The organism is Flavobacterium gelidicaeli (assembly GCF_013294005.1).
In the GTDB taxonomy this organism is placed as follows: domain Bacteria; phylum Bacteroidota; class Bacteroidia; order Flavobacteriales; family Flavobacteriaceae; genus Flavobacterium.
On the sequence record NZ_JABSNK010000002.1, the window covers coordinates 257,781 to 283,056 of the forward strand.

The 25,276-nt window shown below is 32.1% G+C and carries 24 protein-coding genes; 10 read left to right on the forward strand and 14 right to left on the reverse strand.

Going from position 1 to position 25,276, the window contains the following annotated elements:
* The first annotated feature begins 33 nt into the window (after positions 1–33).
* Positions 34–264 (forward strand): DUF6341 family protein, encoded by a 231-nt coding sequence (locus HNP99_RS03845; RefSeq protein WP_173851466.1) that lies wholly within the window; start codon positions 34–36, stop codon positions 262–264.
* A 46-nt stretch (positions 265–310) separates the two neighbouring features.
* Here HNP99_RS03845 and purD read toward each other — a convergent pair whose 3' ends face one another.
* Positions 311–1,585, reverse strand: coding sequence for a phosphoribosylamine--glycine ligase (purD, locus tag HNP99_RS03850; RefSeq protein ID WP_173851468.1), 1,275 nt, complete (start codon positions 1,583–1,585; stop codon positions 311–313).
* A gap of 132 nt (positions 1,586–1,717) precedes the next feature.
* On the opposite strand from purD, the gene HNP99_RS03855 reads away from it, so the two are divergent.
* On the forward strand, positions 1,718–3,025 hold the full coding sequence (locus HNP99_RS03855; RefSeq protein WP_173851470.1) for a phenylacetate--CoA ligase family protein: 1,308 nt from the start codon (positions 1,718–1,720) through the stop codon (positions 3,023–3,025).
* On the opposite strand, the gene HNP99_RS03860 is transcribed toward HNP99_RS03855, so the two are convergent.
* Genes HNP99_RS03860 through HNP99_RS03870 form a run of 3 tightly spaced genes read right to left on the reverse strand, consistent with a single transcriptional unit; the run spans position 3,009 to position 6,177 of the window.
* On the reverse strand, positions 3,009–3,791 hold the full coding sequence (locus HNP99_RS03860; protein ID WP_173851472.1) for a glycosyltransferase family 2 protein: 783 nt from the start codon (positions 3,789–3,791) through the stop codon (positions 3,009–3,011). The genes HNP99_RS03855 and HNP99_RS03860 overlap by 17 nt on opposite strands.
* Before the next feature lies 1 nt (position 3,792).
* The gene (locus tag HNP99_RS03865; RefSeq protein WP_173851474.1) at positions 3,793–5,160 is read right to left on the reverse strand and encodes an undecaprenyl-phosphate glucose phosphotransferase; all 1,368 of its coding nucleotides are present in this window, start codon (positions 5,158–5,160) and stop codon (positions 3,793–3,795) included.
* 33 nt (positions 5,161–5,193) lie between these two features.
* Positions 5,194–6,177: a UDP-glucuronic acid decarboxylase family protein gene (locus HNP99_RS03870; protein WP_173851476.1), complete on the reverse strand. Its 984-nt coding sequence runs from the start codon at positions 6,175–6,177 to the stop codon at positions 5,194–5,196.
* 147 nt (positions 6,178–6,324) lie between these two features.
* Between HNP99_RS03870 and HNP99_RS03875 the strand changes: the two genes are divergently transcribed.
* On the forward strand, positions 6,325–7,422 hold the full coding sequence (locus HNP99_RS03875) for a glycosyltransferase (protein WP_371810430.1): 1,098 nt from the start codon (positions 6,325–6,327) through the stop codon (positions 7,420–7,422).
* On the opposite strand, the gene HNP99_RS03880 is transcribed toward HNP99_RS03875, so the two are convergent.
* The 8 genes from HNP99_RS03880 to HNP99_RS03915 form a co-directional block, all read right to left on the reverse strand.
* Entirely contained in the window at positions 7,391–8,557 is a 1,167-nt protein-coding gene (locus tag HNP99_RS03880) for an O-antigen ligase family protein (protein ID WP_254596818.1), read from the reverse strand. The two genes, HNP99_RS03875 and HNP99_RS03880, sit on opposite strands and share 32 nt — an antisense overlap.
* 109 nt (positions 8,558–8,666) lie before the next feature.
* On the reverse strand, positions 8,667–9,725 hold the full coding sequence (locus tag HNP99_RS03885; protein ID WP_173851480.1) for a hypothetical protein: 1,059 nt from the start codon (positions 9,723–9,725) through the stop codon (positions 8,667–8,669).
* Between the two features lie 34 nt (positions 9,726–9,759).
* On the reverse strand, positions 9,760–10,782 hold the full coding sequence (locus HNP99_RS03890) for a glycosyltransferase family 2 protein (protein WP_173851482.1): 1,023 nt from the start codon (positions 10,780–10,782) through the stop codon (positions 9,760–9,762).
* A gap of 10 nt (positions 10,783–10,792) precedes the next feature.
* Complete coding sequence (locus HNP99_RS03895) at positions 10,793–12,103, reverse strand: MATE family efflux transporter (protein WP_173851484.1); 1,311 nt, start codon at positions 12,101–12,103, stop codon at positions 10,793–10,795.
* Positions 12,104–12,177: 74 nt separating this feature from the next.
* Complete coding sequence (locus tag HNP99_RS03900; protein ID WP_173851486.1) at positions 12,178–13,167, reverse strand: hypothetical protein; 990 nt, start codon at positions 13,165–13,167, stop codon at positions 12,178–12,180.
* Positions 13,168–13,174: 7 nt separating this feature from the next.
* Positions 13,175–14,854 (reverse strand): DUF6909 family protein, encoded by a 1,680-nt coding sequence (locus tag HNP99_RS03905; RefSeq protein WP_173851488.1) that lies wholly within the window; start codon positions 14,852–14,854, stop codon positions 13,175–13,177.
* 35 nt (positions 14,855–14,889) lie between these two features.
* Entirely contained in the window at positions 14,890–16,377 is a 1,488-nt protein-coding gene (locus HNP99_RS03910) for a GH3 family acyl-acid amido synthetase (RefSeq protein WP_173851490.1), read from the reverse strand.
* 37 nt (positions 16,378–16,414) lie between these two features.
* Positions 16,415–16,906, reverse strand: a complete 492-nt coding sequence (locus tag HNP99_RS03915; protein WP_173851492.1) for a peptidase — start codon at positions 16,904–16,906, stop codon at positions 16,415–16,417.
* 216 nt (positions 16,907–17,122) lie between these two features.
* Here HNP99_RS03915 and tatA point away from each other — a divergent pair, with 216 nt between their 5' ends.
* Both tatA and HNP99_RS03925 read left to right on the forward strand, forming a co-directional pair.
* On the forward strand, positions 17,123–17,296 hold the full coding sequence (tatA, locus tag HNP99_RS03920; protein WP_173851494.1) for a twin-arginine translocase TatA/TatE family subunit: 174 nt from the start codon (positions 17,123–17,125) through the stop codon (positions 17,294–17,296).
* 134 nt (positions 17,297–17,430) lie between these two features.
* On the forward strand, positions 17,431–18,825 hold the full coding sequence (locus HNP99_RS03925) for a glycosyl hydrolase family 8 (RefSeq protein WP_173851496.1): 1,395 nt from the start codon (positions 17,431–17,433) through the stop codon (positions 18,823–18,825).
* 71 nt (positions 18,826–18,896) lie between these two features.
* On the opposite strand, the gene HNP99_RS03930 is transcribed toward HNP99_RS03925, so the two are convergent.
* A complete protein-coding gene (locus HNP99_RS03930) occupies positions 18,897–19,523 on the reverse strand; it encodes a hypothetical protein (protein ID WP_173851498.1) in 627 nt (208 codons plus the stop codon).
* Between the two features lie 163 nt (positions 19,524–19,686).
* Between HNP99_RS03930 and HNP99_RS03935 the strand changes: the two genes are divergently transcribed.
* The 4 genes from HNP99_RS03935 to HNP99_RS03950 all read left to right on the forward strand — a co-directional run bounded on the left by HNP99_RS03935 (position 19,687) and on the right by HNP99_RS03950 (position 22,728).
* Positions 19,687–19,953, forward strand: a complete 267-nt coding sequence (locus HNP99_RS03935) for a DUF2089 family protein (RefSeq protein WP_173851500.1) — start codon at positions 19,687–19,689, stop codon at positions 19,951–19,953.
* A gap of 2 nt (positions 19,954–19,955) precedes the next feature.
* Positions 19,956–20,543 carry a YIP1 family protein gene (locus HNP99_RS03940; protein ID WP_173851502.1) on the forward strand — a complete coding sequence of 196 codons (588 nt, stop codon included), beginning with the start codon at positions 19,956–19,958 and terminating at the stop codon, positions 20,541–20,543.
* A 106-nt stretch (positions 20,544–20,649) separates the two neighbouring features.
* Entirely contained in the window at positions 20,650–21,993 is a 1,344-nt protein-coding gene (locus tag HNP99_RS03945) for an alpha/beta hydrolase family protein (protein WP_173851504.1), read from the forward strand.
* Positions 21,994–22,212: 219 nt separating this feature from the next.
* Positions 22,213–22,728 carry a PepSY domain-containing protein gene (locus HNP99_RS03950; RefSeq protein ID WP_173851506.1) on the forward strand — a complete coding sequence of 172 codons (516 nt, stop codon included), beginning with the start codon at positions 22,213–22,215 and terminating at the stop codon, positions 22,726–22,728.
* A gap of 78 nt (positions 22,729–22,806) precedes the next feature.
* Here the strand turns inward: HNP99_RS03950 and HNP99_RS03955 are convergent, their stop codons facing one another.
* Positions 22,807–24,930, reverse strand: coding sequence for a Tex family protein (locus tag HNP99_RS03955; protein WP_173851508.1), 2,124 nt, complete (start codon positions 24,928–24,930; stop codon positions 22,807–22,809).
* Between the two features lie 54 nt (positions 24,931–24,984).
* Here HNP99_RS03955 and HNP99_RS03960 point away from each other — a divergent pair, with 54 nt between their 5' ends.
* Complete coding sequence (locus HNP99_RS03960) at positions 24,985–25,254, forward strand: DUF1294 domain-containing protein (RefSeq protein ID WP_173851510.1); 270 nt, start codon at positions 24,985–24,987, stop codon at positions 25,252–25,254.
* Positions 25,255–25,276: the final 22 nt, after the last annotated feature.

Below are 25,276 nucleotides of genomic sequence, written 5' to 3' on the forward strand. Positions count from 1 at the left end.
AAAAATATAAAAAACAACATAATTCTTAACGATATGAAAGCATTTTTTGAAGGAATTCAATACTTATTTGTAAACATTTTATTTGCTCCACTTGACTTTTTACGTTCTTTAGAACTAAAAACTTGGTTTGGTGCTAATACAATTAACTGGATTTTCATGGCTATTTGCGCAGCTGCAATGGTTTACTGGATCAAACAATTAAGAATCTTTGACCAAGCAGGTACAGAAGAGCAAGATACTACAGCGCATTCTTTCTTAAAATAAAAACTCCCCTAACCCTAATTATTTAGGATTAAGGAAGACTATTTATTTATAGAAGATCGTTACCAATATCTTTTCTAAAATTCATCTTATCAAAACTTAATTTAGCTATGTTTTGATAAGATTTTTTTATGGCCTCTTGAAAGTCATTTCCATATGAAGTAATAGCCAGTACTCTACCGCCATTACTGATAACAGTATCATTTTCTAATTTTGTTCCAGCGTGAAAAACAATAGAATCTGTAATGTTTTCTAATCCTGTGATTACTTTTCCTTTTTCATAATCTTCAGGATAACCTCCTGAAACAAGCATCACTGTTGTTGCACTTCTCTCATCAATTTCAAGTGTAATTTCATCCAATTTTTCATTGGCTACAGCCAAAAACAATTCAACTAAATCAGTTTTCAATCTAGGTACCACAACTTCTGTCTCTGGATCTCCCATACGCACGTTGTATTCAATAACAATAGGTTCATTGTTTACATTGATTAATCCAATAAAGACAAAACCTTTGTATTCAATACCATCCTTCTGGAACCCTTCAATTGTTGGTTTTACAATGCGTGTTTCAATTTTTTCCATTAGAACAGCATCAACATAAGGGACTGGAGAAACGGCTCCCATTCCACCTGTATTCAACCCTGTATCTCCTTCGCCTATGCGTTTGTAATCTTTTGCGGTAGGTAAAATTTTATAGGTTTTACCGTCAGTAAGTACAAAACAACTTAACTCGATTCCGTCAAGAAATTCCTCGATTACGACTTTAGTACTTGCAGCACCAAATTTTTGACCTACAAGCATGTTGCGTAATTCTTCTTTTGCTTCGGCCAAATCATGAATAATCAAAACTCCTTTTCCTGCAGCTAATCCGTCTGCTTTTAAAACATAAGGCGCTTTTAGTGTTGCCAAAAAATCACAACCTTGCTCCACCGTTTCAGCAGTAAAACTGTCATAAGCAGCAGTAGGAATATTGTGTTTTACTAAGAATTCCTTAGCAAACTCTTTACTTCCTTCTAATTGCGCACCTGTTTTTGAGGGTCCAATTACTGGAATATGGCTTAATTTATCGTCATTTTTAAAGAAATCAAAAATTCCTTTTACTAAAGGATCTTCTGGCCCTACAACAACCATGGTAATATTTTCTTGAAGAACTAATGTTTTTATGGCATCAAAATCTGTTGGGCTAATATTAACATTTGTAGCTATAGCAGCGGTTCCAGCATTTCCTGGTGCTACAAAAAGTTGATCACAAAGTGGGCTTTGAATCATTTTCCATGCAAATGCATGTTCTCTTCCGCCTGAACCCAGTAGTAAAATTGTCATGTGTTGTGTTGTTTAGTTGTTTGGCAAAAATAATTGCTTTTGGACGTAAATAATAATTAATTTTTAAAAAGTTATTGTTTGTGTATCATTACTACGTTCTAAATATTATTTTTGAAGAAATAAACACCTACAATGTTCCCTATTTTTGACTTAACGCTTCAAATAAATCGTTTCCCAATACGAAGCGCAAAGGCGGCATTAAAAAAAATAAATAACTACACTCCTGCAGAAAAAGAAATTTTTATAGAGCAACAAAAAGCAGCTATTGTAGATTTTCATATAAAAAACAACTCTTTTTATCGTTCTCTGGTTCCTGTGTATCCTATAAACTGGGAAGCGCTTCCTGTTTTAAACAAAAAAAACTTGCAAGTTCCTTTAGTTAATCGCTTTTCTGATGGCTATACAACTACCAATTCTTATAGTAATAAAACTTCGGGATCTAGCGGAACTCCGTTTGTTTTTGCAAAAGACAAGTATTGCCATGCACTCACTTGGGCATCAAATTTCATGCGATTTGGCTGGCATAACATTGACCTCAACTCCTCCTATCAAGCTCGTTTTTATGGTATTCCTATGGAATTTTTACCCAATAAAAAAGAGCGTTTTAAAGATTTTATAAGCAACCGATACCGTTTTCCGATTTTTGATTTATCAGATGTAGTTTTAGAAAAAATACTCAATGATTTTAAACATAAAAAATTTGACTACATCAACGGCTATACCAGTGCTATTGTTTTATTTGCTAAATTTTTACGGGATAAAAACCTATACTTAAACAAAATATGCCCTACTTTAAAAGTTTGTGTCGTGACCTCCGAAATGCTTTTTGAAGATGACAAACTACTTTTAGAAACACAATTTGGTATTCCTGTAATCAACGAATACGGAGCATCTGAACTAGATTTAATTGCTTTTGAAAATGCACAAGGTGAATGGCTTGTAAACGCCGAAACTATTTTTGTGGAAATTCTAGACCATGACAATCAAGTTTTACCTTACGGCGAAGAAGGACGTATTGTAATCACCTCCCTTTTCAATAAAGCCAATCCGTTTATTCGTTACGACATAGGTGACATTGGAATATTAGATAAAAAAAGTACCCTTGCAAAACCCATTCTTAAAAAATTAATCGGGCGTACTAATGATATGGCAATTTTACCAAGCGGTAAAAAATCACCTGGATTGACTTTTTATTATGTAACCAAAAGCATTATTGAAGACAATGGAAATGTAAAAGAATTTGTCATCACACAATCTAAAATTGCTCTTTTTGAAGTAGAATATGTAAGTGAAACCAAATTAGATGTAGTTGCCATTCAAAAAATACAAAAAGCCATTGATCGTTATCTAGAGCCCAACTTAAAATTTATTTTTTCTCGAAAAGAAACCCTACAAAGAACTAATCGTGGTAAGTTGAAACAATTTACTTCATTGCTTTAATTTGCTTACTATAAAATGGTTTGACGCACAATTGTGTGAATAAAAACAACGTCATACATACAGCTGCTCTAAGAAAATTAAAACCATGAAATTGTCTATAAACAGCAAAATTGTATTTTATCAAATCCAATTTAGATGTAGAAATTGAGTTATTTCTAATGCGGTAATATGCTAAACTTTCTGGAACAGCTTGTGCTATTTTTATCTTTTTTAGTACGGTTAACCACAACATCCAATCTTGACGTTTTCGAATAGAAGAAATAGGGATTTTGCCAAAGAAATCAGTGTCATATATTGCTGTAAGATTCCCTATATAGTTGCAAAAGAACAATTGTCTGTACGTAAGTTTTCTTGGTGCCTCTACCCTTTTATGCAGTGATTTTCCTTGTTCGTCTATACATTCATAAAAAGAAAAAGTGAAAACCAATTTGTGCGCTTCCATAAAGGCTAGCTGCTGTTCTAGTTTTGTGGGTTTCCATAAATCATCAGCATCTAGAAAACTAATGAATTTCCCTTTGGCTACAGCCAAAGCCTTATTTCTAGCCACTCCAGTACCTGAGTTTTTACTTAATTGAATAATTTTGATTCTGTTGTCAACATCTGCATATTTTTGTGCAATAGCAACGGTCGTGTCTATAGAAGCATCGTCAACAAGAATTACCTCCCAATATATGTAACTTTGGTTTAAAACCGACTCAAGACTGTCTGAAATAAATTTATCAGAATTGTATGTTGGGATTACTATGGAGACCAATGCTTTGTTCATATCAAAAAGCTTTTTCTTCGCCTTTGCAAATGTTGACAACTGTTTGAAAAATGATCTTTAAATCAAGTAGGAATGACCAGTTTTCGATATAAAAAACATCTAATTTTATTCGGTTAATCATGTCTATATCTTTTTCGATACTTCCTCGAAAGCCGCTCACCTGAGCTAAACCAGTAATTCCAGGTTTTACATAATGCCTCTTCATGTATTTCTTAATTTTATTACCGTAAATCTTATTCTGTGACCATAAATGTGGTCTCGGTCCCACAACAGACATGTCACCTATTAAAACATTTAAAAATTGTGGTGTCTCATCCAGGCTGGTTTTACGCATAATTCGCCCTAATTTAGTCACTCTAGGATCATTTTTAATCGTTTCAATCTCTGAGTCGTTATTTGTTTTCATTGAACGAAACTTATAGCAATTGAACTCATTTTCATTGATACCAGGTCTACCTTGCTTAAAAAAAACAGGCCCTTTAGATTCTAATTTAATTAAAATAGCTAATAATGGCACCAGCCAAGATAACAGTCCAATTATAACAATCAACGAAAAAACAATATCAAAAATACGTTTTAATAATTTTATTATTGGTTCATCTAAGCGTGTTTGTTTTAAAGACAAAACTGGAAAAAAATCGTAATAATCTATTTTTAAATTTTTTGAAAAAATCTCTTTTGAATCTGGAATAAACTTAATGTTTTTATGATTTTCATCAGCAAATTCAATTAGTCCTTTTAACTGTTCATTAGAAAGTTCTTTTAAGGAACAGTAGATTTCGTTTACTTCATTTTCGATTACAAATTTATTGATATCAGTAACTTTCCCCATAATAGCGTCAGCATCTTTTTTATCTGAAAAATATCCTAAAAAACGGTATCCAAATTCAATTTTATTTTCAAAGAGTGCTTTTAATCTTAATGCTTCTTCAGTGTATCCAATAATGATTACATTTCGATAATTACTACCCGTTTGTATGCGGTATTTTTTTAGATAATAAAACAGCAAAAACTTGAATAATGTGACAAAAGAGGTAGTTAATACAAAGAAAAGTATCGTAATATTACCTTTAAAAATTGCTGAATTTGAAATAGGAAAAAAAGCGATTACTACTAAAAAAAAGAGTAATGACTGCTTGGTAATTTTGGATACTATTGCAATGGGTTTTGTAAAACGATAAACATCATAAAACTTTGTCAGCAAAGCAATAATAAGCCATCCAGTAAGTTGGTATAATAAAAAATAGCCTTTATTTAAATTACTATCATCAAATAATAAGATAACAAAAAATGCAATAACAATTAAATCTGTTACAGCACTGATTGGTCTTAAATATTTTGAATATCTAGTAATTGGGGGTTTTATCATATATGATTATCAATTCTACTAAAGCTTACTATTTTATTTAATATAATCAGTAAAGTCTTTATGTTCTTCTTTAGACAGCTCTTCTTTAGATAAGGATTTAAAATAATCGTAGGTGATTTTCATTCCTTCTGCACGATTTACAGTTACATCCCAACCTAATATTTCTTTGGCTTTAGTAATATCTGGCTGACGCTGCAAAGGGTCATTTTCTGGTAGCGGGTGGTACACAATTTTTTGATTTGTTCCTGTTAATTTGATAATCTCTTCGGCAAAATCTTTAATAGTGATTTCATCAGGATTTCCTATGTTTACAGGATATACATAATCAGAATGTAATAATCTAAAAATCCCTTCTACCTGATCATCTACATAACAAAACGAACGAGTTTGTAAACCGTTACCAAAAATTGTTAAGTCTTCACCACGCAATGCTTGCCCAATAAATGCTGGAATTACACGACCATCATTCAGTCGCATTCTAGGTCCATAGGTATTAAAAATACGTACAATTCTAGTTTCTACACCATGAAAAGTATGGTAGGCCATAGTGATTGATTCCTGAAAACGTTTGGCTTCATCATAAACTCCTCTTGGTCCTATAGTATTTACGTTTCCATAATATTCCTCTGTTTGAGGATGTACTAATGGATCTCCATATATTTCAGAAGTAGAAGCAATTAATATCCTCGCACTTTTAACTCGAGCCAATCCTAAAAGATTGTGTGTTCCTAATGATCCTACTTTTAAAGTTTGAATAGGGATTTTTAAATAATCTATAGGACTTGCTGGTGAAGCGAAGTGTAAAATATAGTCTAACTTTCCTGGTATATGAACAAACTTTGTAATATCATGGTGATAAAATTCAAAATGTTCTAATTTGAACAAATGCTCTATATTTTTTAAATCACCTGTAATAAGATTATCCATTGCTATAACAGAATAGCCTTCTTTAATAAAACGATCACACAAATGTGATCCTAAAAATCCCGCAGCTCCAGTGATCAGTATTCTTTTCATAACTAAATTTTACTGCTGCAAGGTATAAAAAACATATAACAATAGTATAATAAAACTCTAATCGCATAATGTAAAAAAAGAAAATTGTATTAAAAAATCAGTCTGTTTTAAAATAAGGCTTTAATTATTTCTATTTTAGTTATGTTTGTGTTACTAAAATTATTTCTTTTGAAAATTGTTCACATTGTTGAAGCACTCGCTGGCGGTGTTCATACTTATCTACATGATTTATCCCATTTTTTTGGTCAAGAGCAGATAAATAAGAACATTCAAACTACTATTATTTACAGTAGTAACCGCGAACAAGTTGATACGGATCGAATAAAAAAAGAGTTTTCAAAAAACGTTCTACTTATCGAGCTGAACATGCAACGGGAGATTGCGCCGCTGCAAGATTTAAAAGCAATCTTTAAATTAAGACAAATTCTACTTGAGATACAGCCTGATGTAATTCACCTTCACTCTTCAAAAGCAGGGATTTTAGGTAGAGTAGCTAACTTTTTATCTTTTAAAAAAACAAAAATATTCTACTCACCTCATGGATATTATTTCCTTAGAAATGATATCTCTAAATTAAAACAACAACTTTTTAAAGCAATCGAAAAAAAATTTCAAACTATTTTTGGTGGAACTACCATTGCGTGCGGGGATACTGAATATGCAATTGCCAAAACATTAGGGAAAAGCGCATTGATACGAAATGGAATTAACGTCACACAAATTGCTACAAAACAGAAAACAGAAAAAAATAATCAACTAACAATTGGCATTGTGGGTAGAGCTACCACCCAACGAAATCCAATCCAGTTTAATAAGATTGCTGAATTATTTCACAATTATACTTTTATTTGGATAGGTGGCGGCGAACTAGGGCTAGAGCTAACGGCTCCCAATATCAAAATTACAGGTTGGTTTCTGGATCGAGAACTCGCTTTGAAAGCCATGGCTAACCTTGATGTGTATTTACAAACCTCACTTTGGGAAGGTTTACCCATTGCTGTTCTAGAAGCCATGGCGCTACAAAAACCGGTTGTAGCTACTAATATTATTGGTAATAAAGATGTAGTCATACCTGGTGAAACGGGGTTTTTATTTGATGATATATCAGAGCTTAAAAACTATTTTGAAATATTAGAAGCAGAGAAAACAAGGCATAAAATAGGGGAAAATGGATTGGAACGCTGTCAAGATTTATTTGATAGTACTAAAAATTTCAGTCAACTATTAGCGCTTTATCGTAAATAATTTTCATCTGCAACCAATAACTACCAAAAATTGCATACCAAAAACCGCTGAATGCAATTCCGTCAAAACGAATTAAAAAATCATCAGTGCAGTTTGAAGTTAAAAACAAACAAAAGAACGAGATGATTATGGCATTTTTTAAATCAAACCCTAAATAGGCGATTCCAAAAATAAAAAGCAAAACTACTAAAGGGCCTAGAAATCCAAATTTTAATAAAAAATCTAAAAACTGATTGTGAACTGGAAACTCAAATTTAGATAAAAAATGCTGGTTGGTTTGTTTATAATATTTAAACAATTCTGGTTTCCCATCAGATGAACCGGTTCCAAAAGGCAGGTTCCTTAAGGACAGTTCCCAAGTAGATTTCCAGATGGATAACCGCGTAACAGCCGCATTAAAAACATGAATTTCAGGGTCTTTTATTTGGTCAAGTTTCCCTATTTTATCCATATGTGCAAAAGTCACTGTGGAATATTTCTCCATCATGTAAGGGTTATTTTGGATATAGAAAAAAAGTATAGTACCTATTAATATTAAGGCTGTGGCCAAAGCCTTAACGACACTTTTCAACGGATATTTTTTAATAATTTCGAAGAAAAAAACAATGCCAATACCGATGAAAACATTCAATAAAGCCACACGTGTATTAACCAATAACACCATGAAAATAGCTATAAGAAAAACTAATATTCTAAAAAGCTTTACAATATTACTTTTTAAATTTTGAAATGAATGCACCACCAAGTACAAATTAATAATCGTCACAAAAGCAAGGTGCATATTGAGCGCAGGTGCATGAGTCCCTACACTATTTGCAAAGCGATATCCCAATTCCCACAAATCGACTCCGTTATTATATTTAGCAATCAAATCCGGGTATACAGTCACAAACCTTATTAAGAAAACGACCATTATTGCCGTAGTTGCTGTTGCATACCATTGTAATAATTTTACAAAAGGAACTCGTTTATAATTACCTAAAATACAAATAGGCAATAGTAATAAAGAAGTGCTTTTCTCTAATGATTTGATTCCATTGGCATACGAATCATTATTCCAAAAAAACAGAATTTCTAACAGTAACGGACTAGCAATTAACAAAATCATTATCCAAGATTGTTTTTTAAATTCCATATTTTTATAAAACAATACGTTAAACAACGCAAAAAGACCCATTAAAATGGTGCATTGCTTTCTAAAAATCACTGTACTAGCAATCAAAAAAAGGAAAGTGAAAAATATTTTATCGAAGTTCTTTTCGGAAATTTTCATAATATAAGGCATAATAAATCAGTGGAAAGACGCCAATTTTGTGACGAATTGCTGTTCCTAAATCGGGTTCAAAAACACCTTGAACAATAAAATAAGCAAATAGAATTAGTAAAACTGCTATTTCATATTGGTACTTTTTTCGCTCTTTAATACACTTTGAAAACCGAACTAACAAGATATAAAACAATAGCAATTGCCAAGTGATAAAAGCAACAATTTGCGGCGATAAAAAATGTTTTAATCCATTTATAGGTACATTGACACTAAAAAAACCATAAATAATCCCAATTGCTTCCCCATACCACGTATCTACTTTAACAGGCGAAACAATCATTGAATTAGCATCTTGAGAAAATAGTCGGCCATTATTCACGAGTTCTCTACTACTTTCTGATAAAAAAGCTCCTTTTACTAGTCCATAACTTAATGATAAAAAAATGGCAATTACGATTCCATAGAATAAAGTTGTAATCGTTTTATTTTTAAAATTAACAAAACTCACACCGTACATCCCAACAGCAATTATGGGAATCAATGCAAAATAAGGTCTGTAAAAAGCTCCAAAAACAAACAACAGCACAACTGATAGCAAGATCGATTTTTTGAAGGAGATTGCCTGATTTTGATAAATAAAAACAATTATAGCAAGGTAAATAAACGTTATGAACTCCTTAGACGGCATTGACATGAAAATAGCCATCATAAAAAAACCTAGATATACTAAAAGGTTCTTGATATTCACTTTTTCAAAATTAGTAGGAATCCCAATTTTGTATAAAATATAGACCAAAATAGGGTATTGAATTAAGGCTATTACAGGAAAAGGTAAATAGCGCAATCCTGATATCTTATAAAATAAAATGGTAAGTGGGTAACTTCCAAAATATCCTATTTCATTGCCTTTATCAAAAGTGATTATAGCAGAATCATAAAAAAATCGTTTGGGTAAAATGTAAAACGCAACAACTGCTACTAATAAGTTAGCAGTAAATAACAGTAAAAATGTAGCGGTGCTTTTTTTAATTTTCATGATAAAAAGATGAAGAAAATAGGGTCATGCAGGCTTAGCTAATGGTTTTGTATTTTTTTTTCAACTCATTTAATATTCTGAAAACATATAGTAAATTGGGTAATATTTTAAAAGGGATAAAACGGTAAAATTGCATCACCTTATCCAATTTAATATTTCGACCCTTAGTAAGCAAATATTTCCAAGAAAGCAGCTCGTTCCAGATCGCTTTCCTATTATTTGATGACAATATATAGAAGTCTTTTAATAAAATCACATAATTAGCTGCCCAAAAATTAATTAAAGCATTGTCTAGACTACTCCCATCTGCTTTTGTTTTACGCAATCCCTGTTTGATCATTTCATACACATCCATAATGTGCTGCTCAGAAATGTTTTGTGTGATCGAACCAGATCTTGCTTGTCTGTAGGTGTAAAAGGATGTTGGATAAACCACAAAAGTCTTTAAATGCATCATTAATCTACTACACCATTCCATGTCTTCTGACTTTCGTCCAAGAGGAAAAAACAAATCGTTTTCAATTAAAATAACCCGCCTTATAACTTTGTCCCAAGCACAAGCCGCAAATAAATCGTAATATACTAAAGCCTCAGACTCCTTTTTAAAATCTCCATATGTAACGTTTAAGTATTGTTGATTAAACTTGTTTTTTATGTTGTTTTTTGAAAAAAACCGACTTTCTTCATGAATTATTACATCTGGGTTTGACTTTTTTATCAAAAAATTTAGATCTTCTAGCACTTGTTTTCCAACCCAATAATCATCACTGTCCGTAAAAAGGACGTAATCTCCTTTGGCAATTAATAGTCCCACATTCCTAGCGTCAGACAATCCGCCATTAGCTTTATTTATGATACTGATTCTCGCATCTTTAGTTTCATATTGAATGCAAATTTTCAAAGAGGAATCGGTAGAACCATCATTTACCAAAATAATTTCGAAAGCACTATAGCTTTGGCATAAAATACTATCTAGGCATTGCTCCAGATAATGCTCAACATTATAAACAGGAATTATGATACTAAACAGTATGTTCTCATTTGATTTACTCACCATTACCGTTTTATTAATTCAAAAAAACTTTTACTTTATCTTTATAATAGATTACTGCTGCCGCAATAACATTCCATAAAAAAGAACTCGAAACAAATGCTGTGGCAGCACCCGTCATTCCATAATCTGGTATTAAAATTCTATTGAGCACAAAATTTACTGCAACTGCTAGCAATAATATCAATTGAAAAATATGTTGTCTTCCTGTCATGTTTAAATACACAGATGCCGATCCAAAAGCGGAACAAATTCCTTGACCAATAATCAAAATTAGTAATGCCTCTCTCGCTACAACATAATCTTTGCCAAAAAACCCCAAAATATACTCTGAGAAAACACAAATTAATAAGACTAAAGGCAATGTAAATGCAAAAATCAAACGAGAACTATTACGGACTATTTTATTCAATTCCTGCTTATTATTTATCGAAAAAAACTCTGAAATTTGAGCCGAAATAGTGATGTTTACCGTTACAATTACCATCGAAAGCATTGTCATTAATTTTATGGCTAACGAATAAAAAGCCACTGTTTCGTCATTTCTATATTTTTTTAAAAACATAACATCAAAACTCATCAATAAAAACAACGCCATCCCACTTATAGCAATAGGATATGACTTGGTCACTATTTCTTTATATGAAATGGAGTATGTTTTAGTCTTGTTGTCAATTCGATTAAAATAATATAAAATTAGAGCGGTTGTAAGTATTGAAAGTAGCACGAAACCAATCAAAAACACATCTACGAGATAACCTTCATTATTAGAATAATATAGAAATAATGCCCCTATAATTAAAGGAATGTACTTAATCGAATTTCTAAATAGCTCTGCAATGTATATATGGTCTAGCGCTCTAAAAACTTCAATATTTAATGTCATTATCCCATAAAAGAACAAAATACCTGATGCTTTTAAAAAAAGTGCATACACACTTTGATCTAAAAAAAAGCTATTTACAATCTGCTCGTTTATGCTTAAAACGATCAAAAAAACAAGGATCGACATGACGAATAATATTCCGACCATTTTCCTGTAAATTGCTTTTAAGTCATTTAGCTTACTTTCTGCTTTTATACGTCCTCTAAAATAAAGGATCGATTGATCACAACCCAATAAACAAATACTACCAATTACTAATAGAAATGAACGAACAAAGTCATATTGCCCAACTATTTTTGGACTAAAATTTTTAGTAAGAAATAAAGTAAATCCAAACAGAATAAGTACACCAAAAACTCTCAATATCAAGGTGATTAAGCTTTGTAGTACAAATGGATTCTGTTCTACTTTTTGAAGATAGTGCTTAATTGTTTTCAACATGTTTATCTTTACTATCTGTGTTTCTTTATCAACCTTAGTAATCTTAAAATCGTTATAACATTTACTTCAACACATTAAATTACCGAAACTTCTTTTGCTTTAAGCGATTCCTTACGATAAAAAGAAATGAAAAAGCGCATAAAGATAAATAGGAAAACAAAGAATATAGGAAGCAGTAATTTCAATTTACCTTTAGTAGATTTATTGTTTATTTTATTTAAAATCAATGACTTATCATTGATAATTTTATCATAATCAAGCAGTGCTAGATTTAAATATCCCAAAACATTAACTAAAGAATCTTTAGTTCTAATCATATTATTTAATTGGATGTTTTCATTGTAATAAACCAATTTATCGTTCTTAGAAGTTTTATTATCTACCGCTGTAAACTGATTTATAGCAGCATCAATTTGTACAATAACCTCTTCTTTAACTTTTATCTTTTGAGCCGTGTTACGCTTGTAAATCTTTTGATAAGAACTATAATAATTACTTGTATTTAAATAATTTAAAATAGGTTGAATATCTTGTTGATCAACTTTAGTATTAGTGTCGATGATAAGGGTATGGTAAGCATAATTCTTGCTGGTAGCGGTTTCTTCAACTACAGTTTTTAAATCTCCATTTTGAGCCATCAATTGCAACAATTCAATATTTTGTGTATTAGAATTGATGAATTTGTATATATCAACAATAGGTTCAATTTTAATACCCATTATAACGGAAGGATTTTTAATACCTATCCCCTTTAAAAAAGCAACATCATTCTCTTCAATTTTAGACTCGATTAGACCAATCTTACTGTACAAATAATCAGTACTTTCAAAATTAGGCTCTACAATTAGTTGTTGCTTATAACTTTTATAATTAGTATCTAAATACAAGCCCACCCCAAAACCAAGAATAACTAAAACAATTAATAGCACCACGTTTTTTAACAAAAACTGAATACTTTTGAACACTAATGTGTTTAGCCACTGAAAAAAACTGCCTATTTTTGTAAAAACCTGAAACAAATCAATCTCCTGATTTTCTTGATTTTGGGGTACGTTTGTACTCATTTATGGCTTATTTTACGTTAAAAATTTGTTCCAAAATTTTAATGGTAATCAAATACGTTGGTTTGACCCCGGTAGTTCCTAAACCTCCAGAAGCTAGTGTGCTTCCTGTTTCTAAAGGATTATCTGATGCGTAATACGCATATCTTACTTTGATATCGTGCGGTACACTTTTTCTGATTTTTGACGCTGACTGAATCGCTTTTTGATAATAAGACCCTTCCATCTCTAAACCAATCACTCCCCAAGTAGACTCATGAAAGAATTTTAATAGATCCCTGTTTTGTAAGGAGGTTCCTAAAACGGTAACCATTGCTCCTGCAAAAACAGCAATGTCATTTCCTTCAAACATATCTGCGGTTAATTCATTTTCGAAAAAATAATTATCAGCAGTTCCTTCGTTAATATGGGCATTAGGGATCATGATATCTCCTTTTCCTCCTTCTAGAATTCCAGCTTTACCCATAATAGAAACCGACTCAACATTCAGTAAAATGTCTTTCTTGAATGGTTTTAACAATTCGTCAATTGTCTCATAAGCTTGCTCTCCAAAAGCGTAATCCATTACAATAAGTACTGGCTCTTTATCACCAAACTTTGCACTTGGAAATGAAGATTTAGCCCAATCAACTTTGGATGTATCAAAAATTTGAACATCAATATTTGTTCCTGAAGTATCCGGCAATGAGATCATTCCGTGTTTAAGTGCTACCTCTTCAACTTTGTTACGTACCTCATGCGCGCCAGATTTACTTAACTCTTCATAGATAAAGAAATCTGATTTATCTTTGAACTGTGTTTTCAATACCGTAGTAGCAAAAATAGAATTCATAACCGAGTGCATGTTAGCACTAATCACATGAATTGGTCGGTCTAAAAGTCCTTTTTCCTTTAAAACTTCTTTGATGTTTGTTGCCCAAATTTCTCCATGAATATGGTGCCCTAAACGTTCTCTTAAAATAGGACTAAAAGTAATTGTACGCTTTTTATTGCTAACAATTTCTTCAATAGCTAATTTTCCTAACCAAAATATTATTTGTAAAAATCGATCTGGAGCCACCTCTGAACCAAAAGCGTCGTAAATATTTAAGACATCTTCAAAAGTTCTTCCTAGTATATTAGCCGCATGCGAAATGGCTTTTTCTTTATCGATTAACGACAATTTTTTAGTTTGTGAAACCGCTTGTTCTAGTTTCATCCAGTCACGAGATACCTCTCCTGCGTCATCTAATAAAACTCTATTTCTAATCTTGTGTGATTCGATAAAAATAAACGTTAAGTGTGTCAAAATATCGTAAATATCTGATCGCCCACGTGTGATTTCAACGTTCATTTGTTCTTCATCAATTCGGTAACAATTACGTCTTCTTTTAGGAGGAACGATTGCTTTAAAGTGTGATCTTGAATACCCTTCATCAGATGTTAAATTGATAAAACGGCATTCTTCAATTCCCATTGGCAAACGCTCAATAACGTATAAAAGTCCGTTTAATTCCACTTTTTCTTCTGCTATATTTCCATAAATTTCAGGACGTAATGCTAATAAAGCTTCACGCAAAGTATCTCCAGAAATCCCCATTGGTTTGTAAAAACCTCTATTGAATAAATGGCGCATGGTGATATACATTTTTTCAATAGCAGCTGATGATTCTTGTGCTCTTGATCTTGATATGTTTTTAGTCTCTTTCATTTCTTATAATTTTCTAACCTTCAAAGGTAATTTTTTTATTTTGTCTTTAATAAATCAACAATATTTCTATCATTGGATAATCGCGGAATCTTATTTTGACCGCCTAGTTTTCCTATTGATTTCATGTAGTCTTGAAAACCGTTCTTGACTACTTTAGTCACGACTACTTTATGCAATATATTGCCCACGATCAAATCATCGTAGTACATGTTTTGTTTGCGCATAGCATTGTCTATCGCTTCCGCAAAAGCTACTTCGTCTTGTGGTTCCTCTTCAAACTCAATAAACCATTCATGATAAGGCAATCCTGTTGCGGGCGTAATTTGGGGTGCCACAGTAAACTCATTTACGCGAACCGTAGACCCAATTATTGCCTCTTGAAGAGCGCACTCTACTTCTTTACCAATTACGTGTTCTCCAAAAGCAGAGATGTAATGCTTTATTCTTCCAGAAACGATCACACGATAGGGTCTTAATGAGGTAAACTGAACCGTATCACCTATATTATATCCCCAAAGCCCCGCATTTGTAGAAATAATCATAACATAATTGACCGCTAATTCTACTTCTCCAATAGTGTACCTTCGTGGTTTATCAGAGAAAAATTCGTCGCTTTTGACAAATTCATAAAATATTCCTGCATTCAACAACAGTAACATTCCCTTATCTTTTTGCGAATCTTGGTAAGCAAAAAACCCTTCTGAAGCAGGAAATAATTCGATACTGTCTACTTTTCTACCTATTAAATTTTCAAATTTTGCTCGGTAAGGTTCGTAGTTTACTCCTCCGTAAATAAACAAATTGAAATTTTTGAAGATATCCCCTACTGGTTTTCCTCCTTTTTGTTGCAAACGTTCAAAATACATTTGAACCCAAGACGGAATTCCAGATATTACCGTCATATCCTCATTGTAGGTCTCGGCAACAATAGCGTCTACTTTTTTCTCCCAATCCTCAATACAATTGGTTTCATATGATGGCATGCGATTTTTTTGTAAATATTTGGGAACAAAATGCGCTACAATTCCAGATAAGCGTCCAAATTGTATGCCTTGCTTTTCTTCTAAAATAGGACTTCCTTGCAAGAAAATCATTTTACCGTCTACAAAATCAGCTTTACCGGTTTCGTGTATGTAATTTAAAATAGCATTTCGAGCTGCTTGAATATGATAAGGCATCGATTCCTTAGTCAACGGAATATATTTTGCCCCAGAGGTAGTTCCTGATGTTTTGGCAAAATAAAGTGGTTTTCCTTTCCAGAGAATATTTTCCTCACCTTTTACCACTTTTTCAACATACGGCTTTAAGTCTTCATAATCTCTTATTGGAACCTGATTAGCAAAATCAGCAAAAGTTTTTATGGTATCAAAATGATGATCTTTACCAAATTCTGTTTCTTTTGCTTGCTTAATTAATGCTTTAAAAACAGTCTCTTGACTTGCAACAGGATGCATTGACCAAGCTTGAGTCTCGTTATATATTTTTTTAGCAAATAGTTTTGCAGCAATTGATTTTATTGACATTTTGGTTTGGGTCTTTTAAATATAGAGGCAACTGCTCTTATTTTGATTTTTTTGAAGGGATTTTGCTATCTTCTTTGTCTACTTCTTTACGCAACTCTATTTCTGCCTCAGACGCTGACAGCTTTACTGGAGCAATAGGCTCTTGATCAGCAACTAAAATAGAATCCTTATTGAATTTTGCATACTCTAATTCGCCATTAAGTACTTTTTGAATTGATTTTATATATGCTTCATTTTTCTTTAAAGCAATCGTCAAAGAGTCTGATTTTAAAGCGAGCTCTGTAGCGTCTTTTTTTAGTTTAGTTGAAGAATAACCAGGTATAAATTCTCGTAGTGGCGTAAAGGCAATAATAAGTGTTGTAATCGAAATCAATACTATAGCGCCTAATGAGGCGACTACAAAAACATTCATCAGATTTAGTTTTAAAGAAAATTTTTCCTCAAAAGTATCCTCATTCAGTATCACCAAACGGTTTTTATTGAATAATTTATTGTGAAGTTTCTTTCTTTTTAATCTTTTACCTGCCATTTTTTTTCTTTATGTTACAAATATAATAATTAAAGTCAATCAAAGGACTTCCTAGGCTTACTTCGCATACAAAGCATAGGAATAAACTCTTTTTAATATATATTTAACTTTACCTATAATAAATAAATGACTTAATATGAGCTCACGTAAAATTATTCTATTTACCTTTGTCGCTACATTTATTAAAAATTTGCTTCGGCAATAAATTATTCAATCATGGGAAGATTTGGTGTTACAGAAATCCTAGTTATTTTAGCAGTTGTTTTATTACTTTTTGGAGGTAAAAAAATTCCAGAATTAATGAAAGGATTAGGAAGCGGAATTAAAGAATTCAAGAATGCCGCTAAAGATGATCAGACTGCTGATAAAAAAGAAGAGACTAAAGAGTAATTCTTACTATTGCATTTAAACAGCTAAGTCCGTTTAAATAAGGTAATCCCAAATCCCAATTATTGGTATTTGGGATTTTTTTATGGTTATTACAAAAAAAACTTACTTTTGTGACACCTAAATCAACTATAAAAATGAAAAAGCTCATCTTAAGTGTCCTTTTTGCAACGGGTTTGTGTGGTAATGCGCAAACAAAACCTTTTCCCGCTAATGTAATTTATACTAATGGTACCATGGCTACTACTAAAAATAGTCAAGACGCATCAGATAATTATGATATCTGGAAAACTAACTTTGTAGAAGGCTGTTCAAACGGTCGTTATCGTGTAAAATTTGATGATGGTTCTAAGACCGTTTCTGAAGGAATTGGATACGGAATGCTATTAGCTGCATATAAAGGCGATCAAACATTATTTGATGGACTTTGGTTGTATTATAAAGACAATAGAAATGGCAACGGGGTAATGAATTGGAAAATTAATGGTTGCTCTGGTACAGATGGTCAAAATGGAGCTACTGATGCCGAACTAGATGCTGCGTTTGCACTTATCATTGCTGACTATCAATGGGGAAGTCTAGGCTCTCAAAATTATAAAAGTGATGCTAAAGTATTAATAACTGCAATTAAAACGCATGAGATCGAAGCAAGTACTTTCGTTTTAAAACCTGGAGATGTATTTGGCGGAAGCGCAATCACAAATCCTTCTTATTTTGCTCCTGCTTATTATAGGGCTTTTGGAAATTTTACTGCCGATATAAATTTTTGGAATTCAGTTGCCACAAAAGCATACACCATTATCAATAAAAACTTAACAACAAATAATGCTGCTGGCGGATTAGTTTCTGACTGGTGTATGGAGTCAGGTGCGTATTCCTCTCAAGCTAGTGGTTATGCAAACGGAGGTAAATCATATACCTATGATGCTGCTAGAACACCTTGGCGTATTGCTCTTGATTATTTATGGTATGGTACTGCTGATGCGAAAACGTATGCTAAAAAATCTTCTGATTTTGTAAGAGTCACACTTAACGGAACTGCAAATATTAAAGACGGTTACAATCAAGACGGAAGTTTGAAAGGGCAGTATCACAATGCAACTTTTGTAGGTGCTTTTGCAACGGCAGCTATGGCAGGTGAAAATCAAACCCATTTAGATGCTTCTTACACAGATTTGAAAAATTTAAATGAACCTAACAGTTACTTTAATCAAACACTTAAAACTTTGTATTTGTTTACTCTAACTGGTAACTTTTATTTACCTCCTTCAACAACTTTGGCAACAACTGACTTTGACTTAGAAAAATCGAGTGTAACGGTATACCAAAATCCAAGTACAAACACATTTATGGTTTCGGCACCCGAAAATGCCCAGTTAACAATTATATCCACTCAAGGCGCTATAATCTCTCAACTGAAAACAAAAACTGAAACCACTGAAATTAATCTTAGTAATCAAGCAGCAGGAATCTATTTTATAAAAATAACCTCTGAAGGTAAAACAGTTACAAAAAAAATAATATTGAACTAATAGTTTTTCAAAACTAAAAAAACCCAAATTACTAGCGTAATTTGGGTTTTTTTATGATTTATTAATTCACTTTATTTACACTTTATCTTGTCAAAAATTGTGATCAGTTGGTCTAATGCAGTTTCAAGTTTAAATGTTTTATTTTCAATCGCTTCATTTATGTTGGAACAATTAACAAAAACGACTTTTGACATTTTCTTTATAGTAGAATCTGAAGCATACTTTTTAATAACATTACCCATAGAATTAAAGCCGAAAACTAAATTTTCATCCCCTATATTTCCAAAATAATAGGACGTATTAGTGGCTCGAAAATTATTTGTTTGCATACTTCCTTTATCAAGTATTTGACCTATTTTAACTCCATTATCGTAAATAATGTTAAACCAAAATTTATTTTTAGCATTAGAAAATTTTCCTGAAAAACCATTTGCAGATGTTAAATACAGAAATTCCATCGTTGTTATAAAACCTGATTCATTAGGATATTCTATTTTGTTAATTAATGAACTTGAAAATTTTTCACTTTTAGCATTTTCATCTGCTTTAAATCTAACATTAGAGTCTTTATATTCAACCATTTCTGCTAAACCCTTTTTTTGACTGCCATCATTCATATATAAAATTGCTTTTATATATTTTGCTTGCGCAGCACTAACCATCAAAAGTGCGACAAATAAAAAAATTGTTTTTTTCATAATTCTGTTTTTTTGCAAATATAGATTTTTATTTTAGTATTAAACTTACTTTATTGATCTCTAATGGACAGACTAAATTTATTTTAACAAAAAAAAGTACTGAATATTAAACTAAAAAGAATATTTATTTAACTTTGTTAAAAATTATTTTAATTTTATTTAAATGAAACTACCTATTGTTTGTCCAAGTTGTGAAAACGCACTCCGAGTTAGTCAGATGAAATGCGACCAATGCACAACCGAAGTAAACGGAAATTACGACTTACCCCTTTATTTAAAATTAAGTAGAGAAGAGCAAGATTTTATATTAGAATTTTTTTTAAGCAGCGGCAGTATAAAAGAAATGGCAAAACAAGCTGGTAATTCATACCCAACGATGCGAAACAAAATGGATGATCTTATTGAGAAAATTAAAAATTTAAAACTATAACTATGAACTGGCAAACTGTTTTTAATCCGTTTTCAAAGTTTTCTGAAAAAAAATTATTGCTTGTTGGATTATTATTTTTTATTATTAATTCTTTAGTCAGTTACTTTACTAAAGTACAAATTGATAGTATCTTTCATTTTACACCAAACGAAAATTTAACAATTAAAACTGCGTTTATGTACGTAACATTTAGCACAGTTACTGCAATAGTATTTCTTTTTTTATTAGCACTTATTTTCAATAAAAAAACACGTTTTATTGATATTGCAAATACTATATTACTATCTCAAGCACCCAACTTTATAGTGATGCTAACTATTAAATTTATTAAAATAGATACTTTGGCGCCAAGCCTTAAAATAAACAATGATACCGCTAATCATCAAATTTTAAATTCATTTGATATGGTTTCATTAATAATTTTTATTTTGATACTACTAGTTATAGCGGTTTATGGTTTTGTTTTGCTATACAATGGTTTTAAAACGGCTACTAATTTTAAAAAATGGCAACACATTACCTTATTTGTAATTTTACTATTCGCTTTTATATTAATTCATCAAGTATATATTAAATATTTAGACCTGTAATCTAGCATTATATTTTAAAATTTTACCTCTAATTAATTTCCTTTTCAAAATTTAAAAATTTGTCAAGGCTAGCAATCTATTGACTACTAATTAAATAACATCTATTATGAAAACAAAAATGACACTCCTTTTACTATTCAGCTTTCAATTTATTTTTTCACAACAAATAACCGGTTCCTGGAAAGGCGAGTTAGATGTGCAAGGAATGAAACTTCCGTTGATAATTCACATCAAAAATGAGAATAACATACTCTCCTCTACCCTTGATAGTCCCAAACAAGGAGCTACAAATATTGCTGTTGCATCAACAACTTTTGTAGAAAATGAACTCGTATTTGTCGTACCTACTATAGGTCTTAACTACTCAGGAAAATTAGATAATGAAGTTATCACTGGAATTTTTAAGCAAGGTCCAAATGAACTGCCACTTACCTTTATCAAATTAAACGAAAACGAAGCAAATCAAACCATTAAGCGTCCTCAAACCCCCAAACCGCCTTTTAACTACCAAACTGAAGATGTGAGCTTTATAAATAATACTGACAAAAACACCTTGGCTGGAACGCTATCCCAACCTAAGGATTTTAATAAAACTGCCCCAATAGTTGTAATGATCACCGGTTCTGGAAGTCAAAATCGCGATGAAGAACTATTTGGACACAAACCGTTTGCAGTTATTGCTGATGATTTTGCGAAAAAGGGAATTGCAACTTTGCGAATAGATGATCGCGGCATAGGAGGTTCCTCTAAAGGAATTAAAAACGAAACTACTTACAATTACGCAACTGATATTGATGCTGCCGTACACTTCTTGATTAAAAGAGGTTATAAAAATATTGGTTTAGTAGGTCACAGTGAAGGGGGAATGATCGCTCCTATTGTTGCTATTATAAATAAAAGTGTCAATTTCATGGTATTGATGGCAGGACCAGGAACAGCCATCGATGCATTACTGGTCAAACAAAATTACTTAGGAAAGCAATTAAGTGGAATAAGTGAAGAAAATTTAAAAAAAGATAGGGATTCCAATCAAAAAATTTACACTTTCATTAAAAACTATTCTGGATTAGATTTAGACAAAGATCTGAGATTGTTCCTAACAAATGAAGATGAAGAAATAAATGAGCAAGCTATGAAGCAATATACAGCTCCTTGGTTCCGATACTTTATTGCATTCAATCCAGATGCCTATTTATCAAAAATAAAAATACCTGTATTAGCAATTAACGGTAGTTTGGATTTTCAAGTTCCTGCAAAAGATAATTTAGCAGCAATTAAAAATTCATTGACTAGGGCCAAAAATAAAAACTTTGAAACCTACGAATTTGAAGGCATGAACCATCTTTTTCAAGAGTGCAAAACAGGCGCTTTCTCTGAATATAGTGAAATTGAACAAACCATTTCACCTAAAGTGCTGGATAAAATGAGTGCTTGGATACTTAAAAAGTAAATGAGAATTGCTAGTTTCTATTTCAAAAACTTATTTTGTTAGCTATTTTTAAATTGTTTACAATAGAATAATTCTTAATCAGATGGATTGTTTATTTATTCATAAAATAAAAAGTCAATTAAACCTTTTAAAATTCCTTAAGTCTTATCTAGAATTAATCTTAATTACCTATTTTAGCCCCTGAAAAAAATAAATACAAACAAGCAATCTTATATTCAAATGACAAAGAAGAAGAAATCAAGCAATTTAATGCGCATCATCCACCGTTATTTAGGCTTTTTCCTCGCTGGAATAATGGCAGTTTATGCCTTAAGCGGAATTATTTTAATTTTTAGAGATACTGATTTTCTAAAACAAGACAAGAATATTGTCAAAACCATAGCTCCCAATTTGAATGAGGAAGATTTAGGAAAAGAATTGCATCTTAAAAAATTAAAAGCAGAACGTGAAGAAGGAGATATCGTTTTTTTCAAAGAAGGAACCTACAATAAAAAAACAGGAGTTGCCGATTACAAAACCACAAGCCAACCCTTCATAATCGAAAAGATGAACCATTTGCACAAAGCAAAAACTGGTGATCCTTTGTTCTTTTTAAACATCTTCTTTGGAGTATCCCTATTCTTTTTTGTGATTTCAACCTTCTGGATGTTTACACCAAAAACTACCATTTTCAAAAAAGGTATGTACTTTACCGCAGCCGGAATTGTACTGACTTTAATCATGTTGTTTTTGTAAAACAATACTTTTATAACTTTAAATGAAAAAACCATCTTTAGTAAAGATGGTTTTTTTATACTTATAGTAACTCAATTCTTAAATCACCATCGTCAACTGAATTCTCTTTCGATCCTCGTCCACTTCAGTTACTTTTACGGTTACATGTTGGTGTAGCTTCACTACCTCATTTACATCGCTTACAAAGCCTACTTTTAGTTGAGAGATGTGTACTAAACCACTTTCTTTGACTCCGATGTCGACAAAACAACCAAAATTAGTGATATTGTTCACAATTCCAGGTAAAATCATTCCTGATTTTACGTCTTTTATGGTTTTTACATTCGGGTCAAATTCGAAAACTTTAGCGGCTTTTCTTGGGTCTAATCCTGGTTTTTCTAATTCTTTAATAATGTCTTTTAGCGTCAACAAACCAATTTCTGGAGTAATGTAATTTTCGGGTTTAATTAAAGCTGTCTTCTCCTTATTAGCAATCAAATCATTAACTGTAAGTTTCAAATCTTTGGCCATTTTTTCAACAATCGAATAGGCTTCAGGATGCACTGCCGAGTTGTCCAACGGATTTTTAGCATTCGAAATTCGGATAAATGCTACTCCTTGTTGGTAGGCTTTTTCGCCTAAGCGAGGCACTTTCTTCAATTGTTTTCTGTTTTCGAAAGGTCCGTTTTCAGAACGATAAGTGACAATATTTTCAGCTAGCTTCTCTCCTATTCCACTCACGTAACTTAGCAAATGTTTACTTGCCGTATTAATGTTGATTCCAACCGAATTCACGCAACGAATTACCGTGCTATCTAATTCATCTTTTAATTTATTTTGGTCCACATCATGTTGGTACTGCCCTACTCCAATAGCTTTTGGGTCAATTTTTACCAGCTCTGCCAATGGATCTGAAAGTCGTCTACCTATTGAAACCGAACCTCTAACAGTCACATCATAATCTGGAAATTCTTCACGAGCAATTTTAGATGCTGAATATACCGAAGCTCCAGCTTCTGAAACTATAAAAACTTGTACTGGTTTATCAAATGCGATTTTCTTGATGAAAAATTCGGTTTCACGAGATGCGGTTCCGTTTCCTATCGAGATGGCATCAATTTTATAGGCATTCACCATCGATTTTATTTTCTTCATCGCCATGGCTGTTTCATTTTGTGGCGCATGCGGATAGATATTTTCATTGTATAATAAATCTCCTTTTTCGTCCAAACAGACTACTTTACAACCGCTTCTAAATCCTGGATCGATAGCCAAAATACGTTTTTCACCTAAAGGAGGTGCCAAAAGTAACTGCCCTAAATTATTAGCAAAAACCTGAATCGAATTGGCATCGGCCTTAGCTTTTGCTTCTTGCAGCGCTTCATTAGAAATCGCTGGATTCAGTAATCGTTTATAACTGTCTTCAATGGCTAATTGCACATGTGGCGTACTCGCGCTTTGACCTTTTAGAACCAAAGCATCAATAATATCATAAGCTTCGTCTACATCTACTTCTACTTTAAACTTGATAAAACCTTCATTTTCGGCACGTAACATAGCCATTAAGCGGTGCGAAGGCGCTTTGGTCAACGGCTCTGACCACTCAAAATATTGATTGAATTTTTGGGCTGCTTCGTCCTCTTTTTTGCTTTTGACAACCTTAGTAGTAATGGTTGCTTTACGCTCGTATAAGCGACGCAATTGCTTTCGAACATAAATATTTTCGTTAATCCATTCGGCTACAATATCGCGAGCACCTTGCAAAGCAGCGTCTTCGTTGATCACATTTTCGTTTAGATATTTAGTCGAAAGAAAATCAACATCATCATTGTTTTGCGCCATGATGATTTTAGCTAAAGGTTCTAATCCGTTTTCACGAGCGACATCGGCTTTGGTTTTTTTCTTCTTTTTATACGGTAAATAAAAATCTTCTAGTTCTTGTAAATCAAAACTTTTATCAATTTTAGCAAACAAAGTTTCATTCATCGCGCCTTGTTCCATGATGGATTTCAAGATGGCTTCTTTACGCTTTACTACCACTTCGTACTCTTTTTGAAGCTTGGCTATATTTTCGATTTGCACTTCGTCTAGATTTCCGGTAGTATCTTTTCGATACCTAGAAATAAACGGAATAGTACAATCTTCTTGTAATAATTGAACGGTTTTTTGAATATTGATTGCTGCCGTAGCAACCGATTTGGATATGTATTGTATGTTAGTCATTTTAGTTTTTTTCGAACAGCTAAAATAATATCTTTGAAACTTAAATTAAGTTAAATGACATTTTTATTCTACCTATTTTTAATTATTAATGCAACTGCTTTTATACTAATTGGCTATGATAAAAGTCTTGCCAAAAACCAAAAAAGACGCATTCCTGAACGAACACTTCTTTTATTTGTATTGATTGGTGGTACAATTGGTTCTGGATTAGCAATGCAAATTTTTAGACATAAAACAGCAAAGAGAAGTTATCTTTTAAAGTTTTGGGGAATAGTCATTTTGCAAATTGCAACAGGTTGCTATTGGTTTTATTTTAAAAAGTAAATGGCATGATTTTAATAAAATC